This is a genomic window from Haloglomus halophilum (assembly GCF_024298885.1).
In the GTDB taxonomy this organism is placed as follows: Archaea; Halobacteriota; Halobacteria; order Halobacteriales; family Haloarculaceae; genus Haloglomus; species Haloglomus halophilum.
The window spans coordinates 2,737,155-2,758,107 of record NZ_CP101166.1; the positions used below are offsets into that span (position 1 = coordinate 2,737,155).

Below are 20,953 nucleotides of genomic sequence, written 5' to 3' on the forward strand. Positions count from 1 at the left end.
CAACGGTGGAGCGATGAGTGGACCGGCCGAGGCGCTCCTGTCGGGGCTCGCCGCGCTGGGGTCGCTGTCCGACCCGCTGGCGTGGTTCGTCGTGGCGGCGTTCGTCGGCGGGAGCCTCCTCGAGCTACGGGCCCGCGAGCCCGCGCGCTACGTTCTCACCGGTGCGTGGCTCCTGTTCGGTCTGTTCTGGCTCACGCTGGTCCATCACTTCGCCTTCGAGCAGAAGTCGCTCATCGAGGGGGTCGGGAGTCTCGCCGCCGTCCCACTCTCGGCTTACGTCGGCTATCTGCTCTTCCGGGGTCGTGACTCCCTGTTCGTCCTCTCCCGGGCCGTCGCGGGGATGGGCGCCGTGTTCATGCCGTTCGAGGCGCTCGCCGTCCTGCGGCGCCCCCTTATCGAGACGGTCACGTCCCAGACGGAGTTCCTGATGGCGCTGCTCGGCCAGGACCCGACGGTCCTCACCTGGTCCGAGGCGACCGAGCGCATCGCCGCCCAGTACGACTGGTCGGCCGCCCGGGCCCGGGCCTTCAGCGACGCCCGGGGCTACTACGACTACCGGAACACGTTCTTCTGGCTCCACGACGGCCAGTACCCCATCACGTACACCATCCGGCTCGCGTGCACGGGGCTGGGGAGCATGGCCATCTTCGCGGGTCTCATCGTCGCGGTGCGCGCGCCGCTCCGCCGGAAGGCCCGCGCGTTCGCCGTCTCGATTCCCGTCATCTACGCGCTCAACCTCGTCCGGAACGTCTTCATCGGCCTCGTGTTCGGCCAGCAGCGGATGCAGATCTTCGTCCCGCAGGTGATGGACCTGTTCGGGACCACGGACCCGCGGATGGTGTCGTACTTCCTCGCCGACCGCGTGCTCGCGCAGTCGCTGTCGGTGGTGGCGCTCGTGGTCGTCACCTACCTCGTCGTCCGCGAACTACCGGAGGTGCTGACCGTCGTCGAGGACGTGCTGTTCGTGCTGACCGGCAGCGAGTACGACCTCGGCGCGGCGCTGGACGTGCCCGGCGCCGAGGAGGCCGACCCCGACCCGGCTGCGGTACGGGCCGACGGCGGCGAGTGACCAGCCCGTCCTACGCCAGCCGCTCGTCCGCCAGGTCCGCCGGTGCGTCCGCCAGCTCCACCAGCGCGTCCCGCTCGATGTAGTGTAGCTCCCCCGGCAGCACGAGCAGGTGGAGCGGGTCGCCGAAGTCGCGTTCGGCCAGCGCCGCGAGTCGGTCCGCAGTGACGACGGGGTCGGGACTCCCGGCACGCGCGACCAGGGCGGCCAGCTCGTCGCCACGCCCTGCGTCGGTCAGCAACCCGGCGGCGGTGCTCGCGGCCATGTACTCGTCGGTCTCTGCGAGTTCGTGGTCGACCTTGATATCGAGGAAGCAGAGCGTGTGGAGCCCGCGCTCGCGGTTGGCGTCGACGGTGTCGAGCACCGAATCGGGGACGTCGTCGCCGCCATGCGCGTACGGGAACGGGAGCGTGGTCGCCTTGCCGAAGCGGTAGTTCTGGAGGCCCGTCAGCGAGGCGGCCGCGGCTGCTGCCGTGGTCCCGTGGATGACGCGCGTCTCGATGCCGCGCTCGTGGGCGCGCAGGCGGAGGTCCACGTGCGTCGTGGCGATCATGGTGTCCCCGGCGGTGCAGAAGACGGCGTCGCCGGTCTCGGCGGCGTCGAGGATGGGGCCCGGGTCCTGCTCGACGCCCTCGCGGTCGCGGACCTCGACCTCGATGTCGTGGGATGATTCGAGGTCGTCGATGGTCGAACCCGCCAGCTTGCTGGTGTAGAACTCGGCGAAGACCCGGTCCGCCTCGCGGAGCGCCTCGCGCCCCTCGACGGTGACCGAGCGCTCGTCCCAGAGGCCGAGGCCGACGAAGGTGAGCATACGTCGTCTCGGCGGTGTTCGAGGGTAAGCCTGGCGGAGCGTAGCTGGGTGTTGTGGGCGGACGGCGGCCGGAGGGTGGGTGAAGCCGCTGTTTGTGTCTGCCGGAGACGTATGCGTCGGGGGGACCAGGGAGTCGTATGAACCGCAGAACGTACCTCGGCGCGCTTGCCGCCAGTGGGGCCGGGATGCTCGCCGGCTGTTCGGCACTCGGGGGAGCACAACCGGACCGGACCAGCGGGGAGCGCCGGCTCCAGTACGACGCGGACTCCGTCGGCTCGAACGCCCGCGACCCGGCGACCGTCGAGACGTACATCGACTCGATGGCCAGCACGTACGGCACGATGGGCGTCTACGGCGAGGTGGGCCCCGACCCGGAGCACGACCTTCCCATCGGCGGCCTCTGGACGCAGCCCCTGGAGCACGGGAGCGGGGTCGTCTCGAACCACGCGCTCATCCTCCATCGGCTCCCGACAGCCCCGGACGGGACCCCATCGGCCGCGCTCTGGCTCTGGAGCGCCATCGACCCGAGCGCTGCCGAGGATGCGACGGTCGAACGCATCGAGACACACGTCGACCTCCCCGGAGACGGAGCCGAGATGGGCATCTACGACCCCGGCGGCGACCGGCGGAGCGGTCAGGTGGACGCCTACACCGTCGGGACCGCCCGGAAGGATGTCGAGGGACTCTCCGCCTCGATGCCGCTGCCGGCCGGTCGCGTCGAACACGACCCGGACCGGACGCAGGTTGGGGATGCCGGCGGTTACGCGCCGCTGTGGCGCGGGAGCCACGACGGTACCGTCGGACTCCTGGCCACCTGCGAGATCCGGTGGCCGGCGTCGACCAACCAGCACCTGGAATGGTCGATGGCGGCCGAGACGACGGGGACCTGACGACGGCCCGGTTCGTCACGTCCCCGGTCCGGAGACGAGCGCGGGTGGGTCGGCATCCCGGCGGTCGTCGAGGAACGCCCGCTCGGCGTCGTCGAGCCCTTCGCGCCCGCGGAACCGGTCCAGGCCCTCACGGTAACGCTCCCCATCGGCGTCGGCGGGCCGGTCGGCGGGCCGGTCGGCGGGCCGCGCGAGGACCAGTTCCGCGAGGCCGCTCGTCTCGCCGGTCCACGCGAACCCGGCCTTGTACAGCGCCTCGTAGGAGAACGCGTTGTTGACGCCGATGGCGACCCGGTCGAAGCCCCGTCCGGCCGCCCGCGCCACGACGAACGCAGAGAGCCGGGCGCCCAGGCCGCCGCTGCGGGCGTCCTGCCGTACCGTCAGGTAGCGGAGCTTCAGCGTGTCCGGGTCGGTGCGGTCCGGGTCGAACGCCGCTGCGGCGAGGACCGCCTCGGGGTCGTCCGGGTCCCCGCGTCCGGGCGCGTACGCGACTGCCTTCCCCGTCGAGGACATCACGAACTTCCCGGCGTAGGCGAACCGCCGGTAGTCGAGCCGCAGCGTCGGGCTGTCCGCGGGCCACCCGAGCATCGCGTAGTCGACTGCCGGCTCGTCCATGGCGTGACTCGACCCGGGGGCATCAAAACGACGGCGCCCGATGCCCGGGTGAGCGACGATGGCTTCGGAGCTGTGCGAGTGATAGTTGTGATATTTCGGAATTTAATGGGTAACGTGGCGGTTATCCGAACAGATTTCTGGCGGTACGCTCGCCGGGAGCGAGGCGCACAAGTCGTCGGACGCCAAAGCGGGTGGTATGAGCACTGCCGAAGCCCTCTCGTCGCGGTTCGACCGCTCGGCCTCGACCGTCGGCCTCGCGCTGGTCGACCTGGTCCTCATCATGGCGTTCTTCGTGCTGGGTGAACTCCAGCACGGCGGGACCGCTGCCATCCCGCGTGCCCCGACCGCTGCTGCGCCGTTCCTGCTCGGCTGGGTCGTCTCGACGGTCGTGCTGGGGCTGTACGGGCCGCCGTGGCGCGAGTCGCTGCAGGACGCCGCCGTCCGCACCGCCGGAGCGTGGACCGGCGCGGTCGCCATCGGCCAGCTGCTACGGGACACCTCGTTCCTCCCGGGAACCGCCGACCCCGCGTTCATCCTCGTCTCGCTGGTCGTCGGGATGGTCCTGCTGGTGCCGTGGCGGCTCGTCGCCTTCCGCCTCGACCTGGCCGGAGCGGAACGGCAGCCTTAGGCTGCCCCATCGACGAGCAGTGGCCGTGACCGACGACCGCGACCGCCGGACGGAGCCCACGCCCTGCGTCCGTGTCCCCCGCGAGGAGGGCGAGGCGACCCGCGCGGCCCTCGCCGAGCGCGATATCATCGACGGCGACCACGAGATCACCGTCGCCGACGGGAATCTCTTCATCCCCGTCACCGACCCGACGGCCGTCCCCGACGAGGTCGACGTGGTCACGCGGGAGGTCCCCGTCCGGGAGGGGCAGACGCTTCCGGAGGACATCCTCGGCTGGGCACCCACCTACGAGCGCCTCGGGAAGGTCGTCATCCTCGACGAGGACGACCCCGAGCGCGCGCAGGCGGCGGCCGATGCGGTGATGGACTCGGCGCTCCCGGCGAAGACGGTCGTCAACCGTGCCTCGAAGGTGAAAGGCGAGACGCGCGTCCGCGACTGGGACGTGCTCGCCGGCGACGGCACCGAGGCCGTCCACCGGGAGTACGGCTGCGAGTTCCTCGTCGACATCGCGGAGGTGTACTTCTCGCCGCGGCTCGCGACCGAGCGCCACCGCGTCGTCCAGCAGGTCGACGCCGACGACCACGTCTTCGACATGTTCGCCGGCGTCGGCCCGTTCGTGATTCCGGCGGCGAAACGCGGGGCACGCTGCGTCGGCGTCGACCTCAACCCGGCCGCCATCCGCTACCTCCGCGAGAACGCCCGCCGCAACGGCGTCGCCGACCGCGTCACCGCCCACGAGGGCGATGTCCGGGACGTGGTCGACCGCGAGGGATACGACGGCCGGGCCTCGCGCGTCGTGATGAACCTCCCCCACTCCGCCGACGCGTTCCTCGACACGGCCGTGCGGATTGCGGGCGACGAGTGTGTCCTCCACTACTACGACATCCAGCACGAGGACGACCCGTTCGGCCCCGGTGAGCGGGCGATTCGGGCGGCTGCCGGGGACGCGTACGACGTGACCGTCGAGACGCGCCACGAGGTCCGGTCGTACGCTCCCCACGAACTGAACGTCTGTCTGGACGTGCGGCTCTCGCGCTGACCCTGATACCGTCGCACGGCTTCGGAATCCTTATACTCCGCACCCGGCTTCCACCGTGTAGCGCCGGTGTAGCTCAGACTGGCAGAGCGATTCCTTCGTAAGGAATAGGCCGGGGGTTCAAATCCCTCCACCGGCTTCCTGCTGCGAACGAACGTGAGCAGCGAAAGCCGTCGAGGGATTCGAACCAGAGAGTGAAGCGTCGCGGAACGACCGTGGTTCACAATCCTCTCCACCGGCTCTCGCTTACCTGCGGCGCGCGAGGAATACGAACAGACCGTCGAGGGCGTTTGCATTGTTCTTCCGGCCGGCGGAATTCGCCGGTGGTGACCTCTCAGGCCTCCATTGTCGATTCGGTGGCGTCCTCGTCGAGGAAGCCGTGGTCGGCCAGCACGTCGTCGATGACGGCGAAGAAGTCGTGCTCGGGGTCGAGCGTGTTCGCGACGCCGTCGGTGATCGCCATCACGCGCAACACGAGCACGAGGTCGGGCGGGAGCCTGAACGGCAGCTCGTAGAACGCCTCCTCGAGCTCGTCGACGAGCGACTCGAACTCCTGGGCGTCGAACTCGCCGGCGTGCAGGCGGTGGACGAACCGTTCGACGACCTCGCCGAGGGCGTCGTCGCCGGTCTCGGCGGCAGCCGGGTCGAGCGTCCCCAGTCCGATGAGTGACTCGAGGATGGCGTCGACATCCCCTCGATTGATGGCCACGAAGAAGTCGACGATGCCGGACCGCAGTTCGGGGTCGAGGACGCCGGCCATCCCGAAATCGTAGAGGACGATGGTGCCGTCGGGCTGGACCGCGACGTTCCCGGGGTGCGGGTCGGCATGGAAGACACCGTCGACGAGCGTCATCTGCAGGTAGAGCTCCCGCAGCGTGTTCGCGAGGCCGGCGCGGTCGATGGCCATCGAATCGAGCGCCTCGTGTTCGGACACCTTCGTCCCGTCGACGTACTCCATCGTCAGCACGCGCTCGGTGGTGTGCGAGTCGACGACGGCGGGGATCTTCACGCGCTCGTCGTCCGCGAAGTTCTCGCGGACGCGCTCCATGATCGCGGCCTCACGTTCGTAATCCAGTTCCTCCCGGAGCGTGTCGGCGAACTGGTCGACGATGGTCTCGAGGGTGAACGCCCGGCCGTCGTCGAGGAACGCCGAGGCGACCGGCACGGCGGACTCGACGAGTCGCAGGTCCCGCTGGACGCGCTTCTCGATGTCCGGGCGCCGGACCTTCACCGCGACCGTCTCGCCGTCGAGTTCGGCACGGTACACCTGCCCGAGGCTCGCGCCCGCCAGCGGCTCCCGCTCGAACTCGTCGAATGCCTCGTCGATGGGGCCGAGCTCCGCCTCGATGACGCGCTCGACGCGGCGCCAGGGGGCCGGCGGCACGCGGTCCTGCAGGTCCTCGAGGGCATCGATGTACTCCTCCGGGACGAGGTCGGGTCGGACCGACAGCGTCTGGCCCAGCTTCACGAACGCCGGGCCGAGGTCGGTGAACGCGTCCCGGAGCTGTTCACCGCGGCGCTCCCGCTGCTCGCTCGATGTCTCCCGTCGCTGGTCCCGGGCGAGCCCCGTCACGACCGGTGCGGTGGTCAGCGCGACCTCGGTCGCACGCGGCCACTCGGTGAGGAGCAACGGGTCCTCGACGAACATGTCGATGCTCCGCTTCGAGGCCTCGTACCCCTGTATCGTCGTCTCCATCCCCGTCACGCCGAGGGCGAGTCCCCGCGAGGTGACCGCCAGCCCCGACTCAAAGGCAGAGAACCCTCCTTTGACCGCGTACTGGAGTGGCATCGCTAGTTCTGGAGGAGTGTACGGTCGCCACACGGCTCAATCTTCGGCAGGTCATCTAAGGGGGTATGAAGACCTGTCTTGCCACCAGGGCCGCCCGGCCCAACCGTCACGCCGTGCAGGGGACTCGATCCGTCTACGGGGACCTTCCCCCACCAGATGTCTTCGAGTCCCGCTCTGGACGACCAGGGGGAGCAAGGAGACGACAGCCGAACCGAGGTCCCGCTGAACAGCAGAACCAAATGGGTAGCGTCGGAATATCGGGTAGACTGTTCAGATGGAGATCCCGGACCAACTACGATGTCTGTTCTCGGCGCAGGTGACTGAAGCGGACGGGACGTATCGGCTCGAGATTCCCGAACAGGAGGTACAGCTCGGCGGGCTGTCGGAGGGTGGGACGTATCGCGTGGCCCTTCTCGACGCCGCCTCCGACACGGAGGATGGGCGAGCGCCCACCGAACCAGCCCGTGACCACCCCGAAGAACGCGACCACCCCGAACCCCCAGTCGAGGAGGGCGAGACGCTGACCGTCGATATCGAAGATATCGGTGACCAGGGGGACGGAATCACCAGGGTCGAACGCGGGTTCGTGGTCATCGTTCCCGACACCGAACAGGGCGAGCGTGTCAGGATCGAGATCACGGATGTCCAGCAGACCGTGGCGTTTGCCGATGTCATCGAGCGACTGAGCTACTACGAATAGGGCGCGAGCGTCGCTGTTCCTGTCATCGCGTGGCGGTCATCGAGTGCCGACCGATCCGTCCTCACCAGTCAGCACGCTCGGCCGACCGTGGCCCGATGCGAGAAGCCCTAAATAGCCCGAGGGTCACTCGGTAGATGGAATCCTGATCCAGTGCGCTACCAGGGTGTTACAGCCCGGGCCGCTCTGGCAGGTAGGATGGCGTAACCCAGTCATCCGTCCACCATTCATCTGCGGATATCCGGATCGGCACCGATGGTCGACGGCTTCCGCGTCTCATACTTCGACCGTCTCGACCTCCCCGTTCAGTCCTCGAACCACTCCGTACAGCGTCTCCGGTGTCTCTACCAGTACGCCCTCGCCCCGGGAGCGGGATTCGTTCCGACGGATGATGTTCCCACAGACGACGTTCCCGTCGCGGACCGGTTCGGTCTGCATCGAGTGGCCGACGACCTGCGGCGGGGCCGACGGATCGAGATGCGTGAAGTCCAGCCAGCAACAGCCGGCACCGGGGCTGCGGGCGCCCGACTCGCCGAGGCCGAACAGCCGGTCGTGCTCCGCCTCGACGCGCTCCTGTACCGCCGGCTCGTCGTCGGTCCCCAGCGCCGACCGGAGTTCGCTCGCCGCGGCGCGCAGTTCGTCGTTGAGCGTGGCGGCGTCGAACGGTTCGTTGCTACCCGCGTGGGAGTACGTGTACGCGTACCCCTCGAACGCGGCGGTCACGTCGCCGTCGCCGATCCGGTCGAGGAACGCGCGCCGGCCGTCCCGGTCCAGGTCCGTCGAGAACGCGCTCGGCCATCGGACCTGCCCGGGGAGGAGGATGGCCTGCTCGTGGTTGCCGATGTGGTACCGCACCCGCCCGGGTGGGGCCTCCTCAACGAGCCGCCACACGAGGTCCAGACACGCCTCGTTCTCGGGGCCGCGGTCGATGAGGTCGCCGTTGACGACGAGCACGTGGTCGTTGCCCGCCCAGTGGAGCCGTCCCTCGTCGTCGGCGATGACGACGGGGTCGAACCGGTCGGTCTCGCCGACGGCGAGCAGGGCACTCCGTGCCTCGTCGAGGTAGCCGTGGACGTCGCTGATGTGGACGATACGTGGCGTTCCGTCGAACGCGTCGACGCTGTGGATACGCGCTTGTCTCACGTTCTGCCTCCGGTCGGGAACGGTGTCGCCGGCCTGAACAGTCCTCCGCTGCCCCGGCGACGCCGCCCGGGCATCGCCAGCGGTTAGCCGGTCGGCCGCGTGGGCCCGGACATGGCAGCCAACTCGCTCGCGCCCGATGCCCCGGATGTCACGTCGTTCGACGCATCGGTCACAGCGTACGACGAGTCCGAGCGGCCCACGGTCGTCCTCTCGGAGACGTACTTCTACCCGGAGGGTGGCGGTCAGCCGGCCGACCGTGGCACCATCGCGGACGTGGCCGTGACCGACGTGCAGTCCGTCGACGGGCGGGTGGTCCACCGGCTGGCCGAACCACTCCCCGCCGGCGAGGGCGACTCCGTCGCCTGTACCGTCGATTCCGCGTTCCGCACCTACTGCCGGCGGGCGCACACGGCGAGCCACGTGCTGTACGGTGCGGGACGGCGGCTGTTCGAGGACCTCGGCTACGGCGGGTTCGGCATCACCGCCCCCGACGTGGACGGGGAGACGGTCAGTGGCGGCAAGGTCCGCGTCGACCTCCGGACGCCGACCGACATCGACGACGACGCTCTCGTCGAACTGGAGCGCCTGACGAACCGTGCCGTCTGGGACTCCCGCGGCGTCTCGTGGGAGCGCGTCCCTGCCGACGAGGCGCTCGACCGCGAGGACGTGGCGTTCAACACGAAGACCGAGGAGGGCATCACGGGCGACACCGTGCGCCTCGTCGAGGTCGACGGCTGGGACATCGCCGCGTGCGGCGGAACCCACGTGGCCAACACCCGCGATATCGGTCCGGTGACGGTGCTGGAACGATCGAACCCTGGCGAGGGACTCACCCGCGTCGAGTTCGCCGTCGGCCCGCGGGCTATCGACCGCCGGGCCGGCGACCATCGGGCGGCGCTGGCCGCGGCACGGTCGCTCGGCAGCGCCGTCTCGGACCTCCCCGAGGCCGTGACCCGGCTGCAGGACGGGCGGGCCGACCTCGAATCCGAGCTGTCGGCCCTGCGCGAGCGGTACGTCGACGCGCGGGTGGCCGCGCTCCGCGAGGACGTGGTCGAACGCGACGGCCGGCGCTGGCTGGTCGGCACCATCGAGGGTGTCGACGCGAACGCGCTGGCCGACCGGGCAGGTGCACTGGCCGGCGACGCCGCGGCCGTCGTCGCGCTCGTCACCGACGACGCCTCGCTCGCGGTCGCCACGGACGGCGCCGTGGACGCGGGCGAGGTGGTCGACGACGTGACCGACCGGTTCGGCGGCGGTGGCGGCGGCTCGCCGACGGTCGCGCAGGCCGGCGGACTGGACGCCGCCCCCGACGCCGTGGTCGCGTTCCTCCGCGGCGCGACGTGAGGCCGGAGCAGCCGCGAGTCCGGGGCGGTTCCCGTCGCCCTGCCCGGCCTCGCCTGGCCACCTTCCGTGCGACGACGGCACGTGACGGAACCCGGAGTAGACACCTTCTTCAATCAGGACGAGAACCCTCAGATATGAGCGCCACGGTAGCCTACGCACTCATCGGCATCACCGTTCTGGCCATCTTCGCGGTCGGGGCGGCCGGCTGGTGGATGACCGAGAAGACGCTCGGGGAGGACGAGGAGGACGACCACGAGCCGCCGACGGGCGGCAGCGCGGTCTGAGCCCCCGATAGCCCTGGCCTGCACCGTCGCCACCCTCGGTGGCGGACCGGGCCGCACAAGTGGCCCCTGTTCCTCGCTCCGGTAGTGACTGCTGCAGACGAGCGGGCCGGCTACGGCAGGCGGATGCTGGCCGTCCTCCTGCTCGGGTGGGCCGTCCTGCAGGGTGGCCGGTTCATCCTGAGCCCGCTGCTGCCGGCTATCATCGACGACCTCTCGCTGACCGCCGCCACTGCCGGCCTCGCCCTGACGGCGTTCCAGGCAGTGTACGCCGTCACCCAGTACCCGAGCGGGCGGCTCTCCGACGAGTGGTCGCGCGCGACGCTCATCCTTCCCGGCCTCGGCGTCCTCGCGGTGGCCTTCCTCGCCATCGGCGCGGCGCCGAACTACCTCGCGTTCGTCGCCGGAGCGGTGCTGCTGGGGGTCGGGAAGGGTATCTACGTCACCCCATCGCGCGCGCTGCTGTCGGACCTGTTCGTCGAGCGGCGCGGTCGTGCGCTCGGCATCTACACCGCCGGGACCGACCTCGGCGGACTGGTCGCGGCCGGCGTCGCGGCGCTCGTCCTGGCGACGACGCTCCCGGTCGTGGGGCTCCCGGCCGACCTCCACGCCGCGCTGGAGGCGGCCGACTGGCGGTCCCCCTTCCTCCCCATCGCGGGCCTGCTGGCGCTCGCCACGCTACTGTACGTGTGGTTGAACCGCGAACCGTACCGGACGGGACCGGCGTCGCTGGAACTGCGCGCGACCGTCCGGCGGCTGGCGACCACCCGCGAACAGCGCGAGGTGCTGGCCGCGTACGCGCTGTTCTACTTCATGGTCGGCGGCTGGATCAACTTCCTGCCGACCTACCTCAACGCCGCGAAGGGGGTCCCCGAGGCGCTCGCGTCGGCGGGGTTCGCACTCGTCTTCCTCACGGGAATCGGGACGAAGCCGGTGGCCGGGTGGCTCTCCGACCGGTTCCCGCGCCGTGCCGTCTCCGTCACGGGGCTGCTGCTGGCGACCGCGGCACTGGCGGGCGTGGTCCTCGCCTCGTCGGTCGCGGCGCTCGCGGCCTGCGTGGTCGCGCTGGCGCTGGGCTACAAGACCCAGTTCCCCATCGTCGACGCCATCCTGCTGGAGGCAGCGCCCGACGAGAACATGGGCGGGGACCTCGGGGCGGCCCGGGCACTGTTCCTCGGTGTCGGGAGCCTCGGACCGGCGTACGTCGGCATCGCCGCCTCCCTGGCGGGCTACGAGGTCGCGTTCGCTGGACTCGCGGCCTGCCTCCTCGTCGCCGCCGGTATCATCGGCCGCCAGCACCGGCGCCGCCGGGCGGCGACGCCCGCCCCCGCCGGCGACTGAACGACCATCGGATGGCACGAGATGGTTCTGAATGGTTGGGTGTAATTAAGCCGCCGTCTATGTTCTGCAACGGTCTCATGGTGCTGTAGGCAGAGTGTAGAGTGAACGCCTGGGAGTCGCTCGGTGGGGACACGGGTGGACTCCCGGTGGACGATACGACAGCCAACATGAAACTGACACGCACATCCGCCGTCCTCGTGACGGCACTGGTGGTGGCCCTTGCAGCCGTGGCCCTCCCTGCGGCCGGTAGTCTCGCTACGCCGGGCAACCCGCCCGAGCCGGATACGAAGAACCGCGAGCCCTCCGCCGGGGCAGACTTCCAGGTCCAGCCCGACGACCACACTCCCGACACCACGACGGCCTACACGATGCTCTCGCGCGGGAAGGGCCCCTGGGATGGGAGCGAGGGGCTCCAGCAGATAGACTACTACAAGATCACGACCCAGGAGACGCAGTTCAAGGACTGCGCCCCGAGCGACGCGCAGGCGTTCGGCATCGACCGTGACAACGATGCGTCGGGGACGAAGACCGACACCGGGCTCCTCCGGCACATGGAGCAGTACTCGGTCAGCGGTCGCATCATCGCGGTGGACATCTACGACGATGGTGACCTCGGCGGGTCCCCGACCTACCTCAACGACACCGACGAGACGGTGGCGAAGCTCGCCAACTGCGTCGTCACGCCCTCCGAGCCCGGCTGGTACCAGTTCAAGGGCTACGTGAACGGCACCAACTACCAGGGCAACTTCCAGGAGGTCCTGCTGTACTCGAAGTACTTCTACGTCTGTGACTGCTCCTCCGAGGCGGAAGCAGAGGAGCAGCTCGGTCCGAAGCCGTACAGCGAGGACGACTCGACCGACGGCGGCTCGTCGGGTGGGACCTCCGAGACGACCGCGACACCCACCGCCACGCCGACCCCGGAGGGTGGCGGCTCGTCAGGTGGGACCTCCGAGACGACCGCGACGGCGACAGCGACGGCCACGGCAACGGCCACGCCGACCGCGACGGCCACGCCGACCGCGACGCCCGAACAGAGCGGCGGAGGGTCGTCGGGCGGCTCGTCCGAGCAGACCGCGACGGCCACCGCAGCTGGCGGTGGTGCGAACACTGCGACGGCCACGGCCGCACAGAGCGGCGGGGGTGGCGGTGCCTCCGGGCAGCAGGCCGGCGGTGGTGCCCGGAGTGGAAGCCAGGAGCGCGTGACACCGACGGCCGGGAGCGGACCCGGGTTCGGCGCGGTCGCGGCGCTGGGCGGGCTGCTCGCACTCGGTCTGTTCGCACGTCGGCGGGACTGAGTCACTCCCCGCCGCGCTGGTGGTACTCCTCGAGGATCGATGACAGCATCGTCGACTCGGCCTTCCGCAGGTGTTCGTCGACGGTGGAGGGTGCGAGCCCGAGTTCGTCGGCCAGCTCCGTCTGCGTGATGCCCCGTGGGATACGGTAGTAGCCACGGTCGACGGCGGTCTCGAAGATCTCGCGCTGGCGGTCGGTCAGGAGCGAGCGGGCGTCCTTGCGGCCGGGCGTGTACCGCCCGACCTCCTCGACGGTCACGCGCACGTCGTCGGGAACGGCGGTGAGCGCGTTCCGGAGGGTGGCGTGCTGGCCGACGATGCGGACCCTGAGGCTGCCGTCGCCGCGGAACCGGATGGGCGTCTCGACGATGAGCGCGTGGTCGTACGGCAGGCCCAGCAGCGTCCCGTCGGGGTCGCTCGGGGCGAGGTGGATGTAGCAGTAGAACCGGCCCTCCTCGTCGGGGTCGGTCACGTCGTAGTCCAGCAGCCCCTCGCCCCGGATGGCCGCGACCGCGGCCTCGGGGTCCCCTTTCAGCCGGTAGAGGAGCGCGCCCGTGCCGTCGCTGTACGCGTCGACGTGGTGGAGGAGTTCGCGCGTGACCCCCGGCGCCGAGGCCAGCCGACCGTCTACCGGATGGATACCCTGCTCGCCCGGAGTCAGTACGAGGTCGAAGTAGCGCATCTCACCACCAGTGGCCGACGGGTTCTCGGGGTCGGTACACCGTGTGGACTCGCGCGGGGTGGTTAACGGTTCCGACGCCGGGAGCGCTCCCCGGCGGTGGTGGTGCGTGGCCGTTCGCCCTCGTTCGACCCCGCCCGTTTATACGGCGTCCACTCCCTGCCCGGGTATGGAGAAGGTCGCCATCGACGATGTCGAGACCCAGAACAGTCCGCTCGGCGTCCACAGCCTCCGGAAGCCGGTCTCCTCGGCGCTCGGGACCGAGCATTTCGCGATGAACTACTTCGAACTCCAGCCCGAGGAGTCGTTCTCCGGCGGGCTCCACACCCACCACGACCAGGAGGAGGTCTTCTACGTGATGGAGGGGAGCGTCGAGTTCGAGGTCCTGGCGTCGCAACGCGACGCCGAACGGTCGAGCGGGGAGCGGAGCGACCCGCGAGACATCTCGGAGCGCGAGACGGTGCTGGTCGAGGGGGGCGAACTCATCCGGTTCGCGCCCGGTGAGTACCAGACCGGCTGGAACCACGGCGACGAGACGGTCTCGGGCTGGGCGCTCGGCGCCCCCGGCGCACAGCACGACTGGGACGAACTCGAATCGGTCGTCGACTGCCGCGAGTGCGGCGAGGAGACACCGCACGCGACCACCATCAACGAGGAGGGCCGCTTCGCGTTCACCTGCAACGAGTGCGGGACCTCGTTCTCGATGTAGCGCGGGTGGGGTTGTTGCTGTGAGTGGACTTGCTTCGAGGCTCTCGCGTTCCCTCACGGTGACGGCAACCACGGCGACGACCGACACCTAGACGAAGCCCTCGCGTTCTCGACCTTCCGTCAGAGCAAGCTCTGACGGCTTCTCGCTCGCTTCGCTCGCGAGAACTCCGGGACTCGCTGCGCTTCTCGGTCGCTCACTGCGTTCGCTCCCTGCGGTGCTTGCTTCGTCCGGGATGGGTCGAGAGCGCTCGCCCTTCGAGTCCGCCAGGGACATGGATTGTGTCACGGGGGCGGCGGCCCTGCCCTTCCCCGGGTCGCGCGGCACTCGCGGGCAAGCCGCTCGGCACGTGCTCCCGGCCGGAGAGCGGTGGATCGGCCGGCCGGTTCCGGAATCAGGAAGCGCGCTCGCGCCACTGCCGTGGAGGCCGCGAGCGCGAGTGAGCGTGCCGGAACACGCGCGGTGCGAGCGCGGGGAGGTGTGGGGACACTAGCGCTCCGGTGGAACCACCACGCGCAGACGCTCGGCCCAACCAGCAACAGGACGGGACTGAAAGGGGCCGCCCGCTCGACCCAGCCCGGAGGAAGCAAGCACCGCAGCGCGAACGGAGCGAGCGCGAGGAGCGCAGCGACTCCCGGCCGGTCGAGCGGGCGGGGGCTTTCAAGAGGTTATGGTGGCGGTCTCCATCGAAGCGAGAGCGGGCGGGGGCTTTCAACAGGTTGTGGTGGCGGTCTCCATCGAAGCGAGAGCGGGCGGGGGCTTTCAACTCCGTCGTCGCCGTGGCTCTGTGAGAAGAGCGTCCGGGGAGTCCGGCAACGTCTCAATCAGAGATAAAAAGCCGAATAATTCAGAAATATTCTGTATAGGTATAAAATATCTGCAAAAAGGTCATGATTCAGAGTTGTTCTCCAAAGTGGGTTCGGAAGTTCCCTACGCCCGTTTCTGGATCTCCTCGCGCAGCACGTCGCTCACGACCTCGCCGTCGGCCTTCCCGCGCAGCGCGCCCATCGCCTCGCCCATCAGGGCGGAGAAGGCGCCCATGCCCTGCTCCTCGATCTGTCCGGTGTTGCGCTCGACGACCTCGACGACGGCCTCCCGAACCTCCTCCTCGTCCACGCCCGACAGCCCGGCCTCCTCGACCGCTGCCTCGGCCGAGAGGTTGGGCTGTTCGGCCAGCACCGTCAGCACCTCGCCGATGCCCTCCTTGGCGAGGTCACCGGCCTCGACCAGCGCGAGCACGCCGAGCAGATGTTCGTCGGTCAGGTTCTCCACGGGGGCGTCACGCCGACGAATCTCCGTCACGGTCGACTCCAGCGTCGTCGCGGCCGTCGTCGGGTCGACGCCGCGGTCGACGGCCTCCTCGAAGGCGGGCATCCGGCGGCCGTAGGCCACCTGCTCGGCCAGCCCCGCACCGAGCCCGTACTCCTCCTGGTACCGCTCGACCTTCTCCGTGAGCAGTTCGGGCGGCTCCACCTCGCTCGGGTCGGGCTCGACGGGCGGCACGTCCGTCTCCGGGTACATCCGGGCGGCGCCCGGCAGGGGTCGGAGGTAGCGCGAGGTGCCGCCCTCGTTGGCGTCGCGGGTCTCCTCCGGGACGCCCTCCAGCGCGGTCTCGGCGCGGTCGGCGACGGCCTCGATGGACTGCTCGGCCACGTCGCGGTCGGCCGCGACGATGGCGACCGCGTCCTCGTCGCCGGCGCCCACGGCGTCGCGCAGGTCGGCGACCTCCGCCTCGGTGACGCCGTACGCCGGCAGCTCGTCGGTGTGGAAGATGCCACCGGCCCCGTGGCGCTTCGCGTGGTCGGAGAGCTCGGTCCCGAGCCGGCGGTCGGGTTGTATCTCCGCGCCGACGATGCCGTCGAATCCGTAGAGGGGGACGGCCAGCACGGCCGACGCCCCCGCGATGACCCCCGAGTCAGTGTCCGCGAACACGTCGGTCACGTCCTGCGTGTCGCCGACGCTGGCATCGCGCTCCTGTAGTTCGTCGCGGAGTTCGAGCAGCCGGACCTGCCGGTGGGCTTCGAGGCGAACGATGTCGTCGATGTCGTCGAGCGACTGGACGCCCTTCAGCTCGATACGGGCGCCCTCGGCGATGGAGACGTTCACGTCCTGCCGGATGGTCCCCAGCCCGCGCTTGACCTTGCCCGTCGAGCGCAGGAGCATCCCGATGCGCTCGGCGGCCTCGCGGGCCTGCTCCGGCGAGCGGATGTCGGGCCCGGTCCCGATCTCGACGAGCGGGATGCCCAGCCGGTCGAGGCCGAAGCGGACGCCCGTGTCCGTCTCCTCGACGCGCTGTGCGGACTCCTCCTCCAGCAGCATGTCGGTGATACCGACGGGACCCTCGCTCGTCGATATCTCGCCGTCGGTCGCGACCAGCGAGGAGCGCTGGAAGCCCGTCGTGTTCGAGCCGTCGACGACGATCTTCCGCATCACCTGCACCGCGTCGACGACATCCATGTCCAGCAGTGCGGCGATCTCGAGGGTGACCTCCAGGGCCTCCTCGTCCAGCCGGGCGGGTGGCTCGTCGTCCTCCTCGACGAGGCAGGTCGAATCGAACGCGAGGTACTCGAACTCGCGGTCGACCCGCGATTCCTCGAGTGCGGCGTCGTCGATCTCCCCCAGCTCCGAGCGCGTCGGGTGGAGGTAGCGGGTGAACCGGCGGGTGGACTCCTCGGGCTCGCGCCGCGCCGTCGGGCACGAGCAGAACAGCTTCGTCGCGGTGTCGAGTTGCTGGTGGATCTCCAGCCCCGCGACGAGCCCGAGATCGGCGTAGTCGTAGTCGCGGTCGTGGTCCATGGCGCGGAGTGTGTCGGGCGGGACCAAAAACGGCCCGATGGCGGGGGGCCAGCCGGCGTCCCCGCGCCCGGAGCGAGAGACGACGACGGTTCTCCCGACGACCCTTCGTTCCGAGGGGTACCTTCCCCGGGCAGAACCGGTGAACGACCGTTCAACCGGCGCTTTGGCGGTTGTCGTACCCGGAAGGTTGATACGGTTGTATCAGACTCATTTGCACAATGAGAACCCGGTCCACGCTGCGCGGGGGGAGGCGGACCCGGGTCGCCCTCCTCGCGCTGGCACTGAGCGGCTGTCTGCTGGTCGCGGCGTTCGCACCGGTAGCTGCACTGAGTGGCACCGTCACGAGCGTCGCCAACGACGGCGGGAACACCGGCTCCGGTGGGAACACCGGCACCGACAGCGGCGGTCCGACCACCGTCTCGGAGTGTCGGACCATCGACACTGCGGGTGACTACCGGCTCGACGCCGACCTCGCGGCCGACAGCGGGACCTGTATCGAGATCACCGCCAGCGACGTGAGCCTCGACGGTGCCGGCTACGAGGTGACGAGCGACGCGGACGGGACGGGGGTCGAGATCCGTGCGGGCTCGGACGGGACCAGCAACGTCACGGTCCGTGACCTGGCCGCGAACGGAACCCGGGACGGTGTCCTCGTGACCGGCTCGCAGGACACGTCCGACGTGGTCGGGATCGAACTCGTCGATATCACCAGCCACAACAACTCGCGGGCCGGCATCCGGACGGTGTTCGCGAACGTCACCGTCCGGAAGAGCACGCTGACCGAGAACGAGGTCGGGCTGGAGGTGCTCGGCGGGGCCGCTGTCGTCGAAGCGACCGACGCCGAACTGAACGACGTGACGGGGCTGAAGGCCTCGTTCGACCCGATGGCCCTCACCGTGACCGGCGGCGCGTTCACGGAGAACGGCGCGCGTGGCGTCCTCGTCCGTGAGGTTCCGAATGCAACCCTCACGGGCGTGAACGCCTCGAACAACCGCTTCGACGGCATCCTCATCGCGTCGACCGCGCCGAACGCCACCCTCCGCGATATCAACGCCTCGGCGAACGCCCGGCATGGGCTCGTCGTGCGCGCGCCCGGCGTTCGCGTGCTGGGCGCGACCGCCAGCGGGAACGGCGAGGACGGCTTCCGGTTCCCGGCGGTCGAGGGGTCGCGCGACGCCCGCCGGCTGCTGGCCGGCGAGACGACGCTCGAAGCACGGAACAACGTGGATGCCGGTGCGCGACTCTCGGGGTCGAACACCTCCGTCTCCGGGCTCGTCGCCACCGGGAACGCGGCCGGGGTCAACCTGACCGACGCGACCGGCGTGACGGTCAACGAGACGGACGCGTCCCGGAACGACCGGGGCGTCGTCTTCGCGAACACGTCCGGGAGCGTGTTCGACGAGGGGACCGTCGCGAACAACTCCGGGGTGGGGCTCCTTGTCATCGGCTCGGACGACAACACCATGGAGGACCTCACCGCGCTCGACAACGCGGTGACCTACCGCGCGGTGGGCAACGGCCGGACCAGCGTCGACCGCCTCACGCTCGCCCGCGGGACGATATCGTTCACCGCCAGCGATGTCGAGTTCGAGACGGTCGCGCGCCCCGAACCCGCCCGCCCCGGGAACCGGACCTTCGGTCCGTACCTCAACGCCACGACGACCGAGAGTACGTCGCTCTCCACCGACCTGACCGGGAACCTGGGCGGGGGGAGCGGCTTCCTCGACCTGACCGTCGGCTACGCGTCCACCGACCTCGAGAACCCGCCGCTGGAGGAGCCGACGGTTCGCCTCCACGCCCACGACGGGAGCTGGTCGGCCATCGGTGGCTCGCTGGACCGGGACGCCGACGAGGTCTCGCTCAACATCTCCGCGCCGAGCGGCGTGTACGCGCCGGCGGCGGACCTGGAGAACGCCATCACGGCCTGCCGCGGCGGGTCGCCCCTCACCGAGGACGGGGCGACCTACCGGGTCGATACGGACCTCCAGGGCACCGGGTCGCGATGTCTCGCGGTCAGCGCGAACAACGTCACCGTCGTCGGCTTCGGCCATGGCGGCGAGCAGCCCCGCACGATCACCGGACAGGACAGCGCCGACATCTCCGGTATCGACGTCCGGCCCGCCGACGACCGGACCGGCGTCACCGTCCGGAACCTCACCGTCCGGGACTTCGGCGTCGGTATCAAACTCCGCGGCGCAAACGCCACGCTCCGGCGCGTCACGGCGTTCAGCAACGCTGATGAGGGGATCCTCGTCGACGGCGCCACGAACGCGACGCTGTTCAACACCTCCGCCGTCGAGAACGGGGGGACGACGGGCGACGGCATCCTGCTGCGGGACGCCACCGACACGAACCTGACGAAGGTCCTCGTCCAGGACAACGGCGCGTGGGGCCTCCGGGAGACCAGCGGCACGACGGGGACGACCGCGGAGGACCTGAACGTCTTCGCCGACCCCAACGACGACGGCGAGGGGCGGAACGTGGTTCTCGGCTTCGAGGCGGCCCGGGATATCGCGCTCGGCTCGGTCGCCGAACCGGCACCGCCGGGCGAGAACCTCACCGACCTGGGCGACTTCGTCGATATCGAGGGGCAGCAGGACGGTGCGTACGTCGAACTCGACCTGCGCTACAACGACACCGGCGTCGACGAGGGGAACCTCTCGCTGTACGACTACGACGAGCGGGTCGGCGAGTACGGCCCGGTCGAGGGGGCTTCCGTCCACCCGGACGCCGACGTGGTCTCCGCCAACCTCACCTCGTTCAGCACGTTCGCCCCGCTGGTGAACACGTCGACGAGTAGTGGGGGGAGTGACGGTGACACCGGTGACGGCGACACTGGCGACGGTGATACTGGCGACGGTGATACTGGCGACGGTGACACGGGAGATGGCGACACCGGCGACGGTGATACCGGTGACGGTGACACCGGCGACGGTGACACGGGAGATGGCGACACCGGTGGCGGGGACGAAGAGTCACCGCCCGACATCGGCTCGGGAACGGGCGACGGCAGCGGTGACGGTTCGGACGGAGGTAGCAGTGGTGGCGGTGGTGGCGGCGGTTCCGCGTCGACCCAGGACAACCCGTCGTTCGCGACGGTCGCCGCGAGCGTCAACCGGACGAGCGTGCAGGTCGGCGGGACGGTCCGCATCAACGCGACCGTCCGGAACAGCGGCGACGGCGGCGGGCGCTACGAGGCCGACCTCTACCGGAACGACCGCTTCGTCCAGAGCCGTTTCGTCGAACTGTCTCCGGGCGAGGAGGCCGAGATATCCTTCGAGCGCCAGCCGAGCGAGGTCGGGACCTACACGTTCCGCGTCGAGAACGTCACGGCGGGGACTGTCAACGTGACCGGGACGGCGCCCGGCAACGCGTCGACGACACCCACGGCCACCCCGACACCGGCGCCCGACGACTCCGACACCGACGACGGGACCGGCGGCGCGGACGGGGACGGAACCGCCACTGGAGACGGGAGTACCGACGGCTCCGATAGCGACGACTCCGGTTCCGACGGCTCCGCCGACCCGGGAACCAGCGAGAACGTCGGCGCACCGGGCTCCCCCGGCGACTCCGACGGTGGCTTCGGCGGTCTCGGGCCGCTCGGGATGGTCGTCGGCGGTATCGGCGCACTGGCGGTCGGCGCGGGCACCATCTACCTCGTCGTGCTGAAACCCTGATGCCGGACCGACACCGCTGGCCGGGTCGGTCGTCCGGTTCTGGGCCTCTCGCCGCGCGATTCCTGTCGTCCCGGTTCGCAGTTCGCGTGTGATTGAGCGTCCGGGCGGGGCCGCCGACGGCTGGGTCGGGTGGCCCGCGTGGGCGAGCGACGACTGACCGCC

At 70.0% G+C, this 20,953-nt stretch carries 17 protein-coding genes and 1 tRNA gene; 12 read left to right on the top strand and 6 right to left on the bottom strand.

What is annotated here, in order from left to right; translation table 11 throughout:
• The first annotated feature begins 13 nt into the window (after positions 1-13).
• On the top strand, positions 14-1,069 hold the full coding sequence (gene artA / locus NL114_RS13200; protein ID WP_254821386.1) for an archaeosortase A: 1,056 nt from the start codon (positions 14-16) through the stop codon (positions 1,067-1,069).
• Positions 1,070-1,079: 10 nt separating this feature from the next.
• Here the strand turns inward: artA and dph5 are convergent, their stop codons facing one another.
• Positions 1,080-1,877 (bottom strand): diphthine synthase, encoded by a 798-nt coding sequence (gene dph5 / locus NL114_RS13205; protein WP_254821387.1) that lies wholly within the window; start codon positions 1,875-1,877, stop codon positions 1,080-1,082.
• A 137-nt stretch (positions 1,878-2,014) separates the two neighbouring features.
• On the opposite strand from dph5, the gene NL114_RS13210 reads away from it, so the two are divergent.
• Entirely contained in the window at positions 2,015-2,767 is a 753-nt protein-coding gene (locus NL114_RS13210; protein ID WP_254821388.1) for a hypothetical protein, read from the top strand.
• Between the two features lie 15 nt (positions 2,768-2,782).
• Here the strand turns inward: NL114_RS13210 and NL114_RS13215 are convergent, their stop codons facing one another.
• Positions 2,783-3,379: a GNAT family N-acetyltransferase gene (locus NL114_RS13215; protein ID WP_254821389.1), complete on the bottom strand. Its 597-nt coding sequence runs from the start codon at positions 3,377-3,379 to the stop codon at positions 2,783-2,785.
• A gap of 196 nt (positions 3,380-3,575) precedes the next feature.
• Between NL114_RS13215 and NL114_RS13220 the strand changes: the two genes are divergently transcribed.
• The 3 genes from NL114_RS13220 to NL114_RS13230 all read left to right on the top strand — a co-directional run bounded on the left by NL114_RS13220 (position 3,576) and on the right by NL114_RS13230 (position 5,182).
• A complete protein-coding gene (locus NL114_RS13220; RefSeq protein ID WP_254821390.1) occupies positions 3,576-4,007 on the top strand; it encodes a DUF3054 domain-containing protein in 432 nt (143 codons plus the stop codon).
• A 25-nt stretch (positions 4,008-4,032) separates the two neighbouring features.
• Complete coding sequence (locus tag NL114_RS13225) at positions 4,033-5,046, top strand: class I SAM-dependent methyltransferase (protein ID WP_254821391.1); 1,014 nt, start codon at positions 4,033-4,035, stop codon at positions 5,044-5,046.
• Positions 5,047-5,108: 62 nt separating this feature from the next.
• Positions 5,109-5,182, top strand: a tRNA-Thr gene (locus NL114_RS13230).
• Positions 5,183-5,377: 195 nt separating this feature from the next.
• Here NL114_RS13230 and NL114_RS13235 read toward each other — a convergent pair.
• Positions 5,378-6,832 carry an ABC1 kinase family protein gene (locus NL114_RS13235; RefSeq protein WP_254821392.1) on the bottom strand — a complete coding sequence of 485 codons (1,455 nt, stop codon included), beginning with the start codon at positions 6,830-6,832 and terminating at the stop codon, positions 5,378-5,380.
• A gap of 274 nt (positions 6,833-7,106) precedes the next feature.
• On the opposite strand from NL114_RS13235, the gene NL114_RS13240 reads away from it, so the two are divergent.
• Positions 7,107-7,532 carry a TRAM domain-containing protein gene (locus tag NL114_RS13240; RefSeq protein ID WP_254821393.1) on the top strand — a complete coding sequence of 142 codons (426 nt, stop codon included), beginning with the start codon at positions 7,107-7,109 and terminating at the stop codon, positions 7,530-7,532.
• A 273-nt stretch (positions 7,533-7,805) separates the two neighbouring features.
• Here NL114_RS13240 and NL114_RS13245 read toward each other — a convergent pair whose 3' ends face one another.
• Positions 7,806-8,672: a metallophosphoesterase gene (locus tag NL114_RS13245; RefSeq protein ID WP_254821394.1), complete on the bottom strand. Its 867-nt coding sequence runs from the start codon at positions 8,670-8,672 to the stop codon at positions 7,806-7,808.
• Positions 8,673-8,783: 111 nt separating this feature from the next.
• Between NL114_RS13245 and NL114_RS13250 the strand changes: the two genes are divergently transcribed.
• The 4 genes from NL114_RS13250 to NL114_RS13265 all read left to right on the top strand — a co-directional run bounded on the left by NL114_RS13250 (position 8,784) and on the right by NL114_RS13265 (position 12,933).
• A complete protein-coding gene (locus NL114_RS13250) occupies positions 8,784-10,016 on the top strand; it encodes an alanine--tRNA ligase-related protein (RefSeq protein ID WP_254821395.1) in 1,233 nt (410 codons plus the stop codon).
• A gap of 134 nt (positions 10,017-10,150) precedes the next feature.
• Positions 10,151-10,300, top strand: a complete 150-nt coding sequence (locus NL114_RS13255) for a hypothetical protein (protein ID WP_254821396.1) — start codon at positions 10,151-10,153, stop codon at positions 10,298-10,300.
• Between the two features lie 123 nt (positions 10,301-10,423).
• On the top strand, positions 10,424-11,638 hold the full coding sequence (locus tag NL114_RS13260) for an MFS transporter (RefSeq protein ID WP_350355429.1): 1,215 nt from the start codon (positions 10,424-10,426) through the stop codon (positions 11,636-11,638).
• Positions 11,639-11,784: 146 nt separating this feature from the next.
• Positions 11,785-12,933, top strand: coding sequence for a PGF-CTERM sorting domain-containing protein (locus tag NL114_RS13265; protein ID WP_254821398.1), 1,149 nt, complete (start codon positions 11,785-11,787; stop codon positions 12,931-12,933).
• A gap of 1 nt (position 12,934) precedes the next feature.
• On the opposite strand, the gene NL114_RS13270 is transcribed toward NL114_RS13265, so the two are convergent.
• On the bottom strand, positions 12,935-13,612 hold the full coding sequence (locus NL114_RS13270) for a helix-turn-helix domain-containing protein (RefSeq protein WP_254821399.1): 678 nt from the start codon (positions 13,610-13,612) through the stop codon (positions 12,935-12,937).
• 166 nt (positions 13,613-13,778) lie between these two features.
• Here NL114_RS13270 and NL114_RS13275 point away from each other — a divergent pair, with 166 nt between their 5' ends.
• Positions 13,779-14,318, top strand: a complete 540-nt coding sequence (locus tag NL114_RS13275) for a cupin domain-containing protein (protein ID WP_254821400.1) — start codon at positions 13,779-13,781, stop codon at positions 14,316-14,318.
• A 927-nt stretch (positions 14,319-15,245) separates the two neighbouring features.
• Here the strand turns inward: NL114_RS13275 and gatE are convergent.
• Positions 15,246-17,111 (bottom strand): Glu-tRNA(Gln) amidotransferase subunit GatE, encoded by a 1,866-nt coding sequence (gatE, locus tag NL114_RS13280; RefSeq protein WP_254821401.1) that lies wholly within the window; start codon positions 17,109-17,111, stop codon positions 15,246-15,248.
• Positions 17,112-17,329: 218 nt separating this feature from the next.
• Here gatE and NL114_RS13285 point away from each other — a divergent pair, with 218 nt between their 5' ends.
• Entirely contained in the window at positions 17,330-20,791 is a 3,462-nt protein-coding gene (locus NL114_RS13285; RefSeq protein WP_254821402.1) for a right-handed parallel beta-helix repeat-containing protein, read from the top strand.
• Positions 20,792-20,953: the final 162 nt, after the last annotated feature.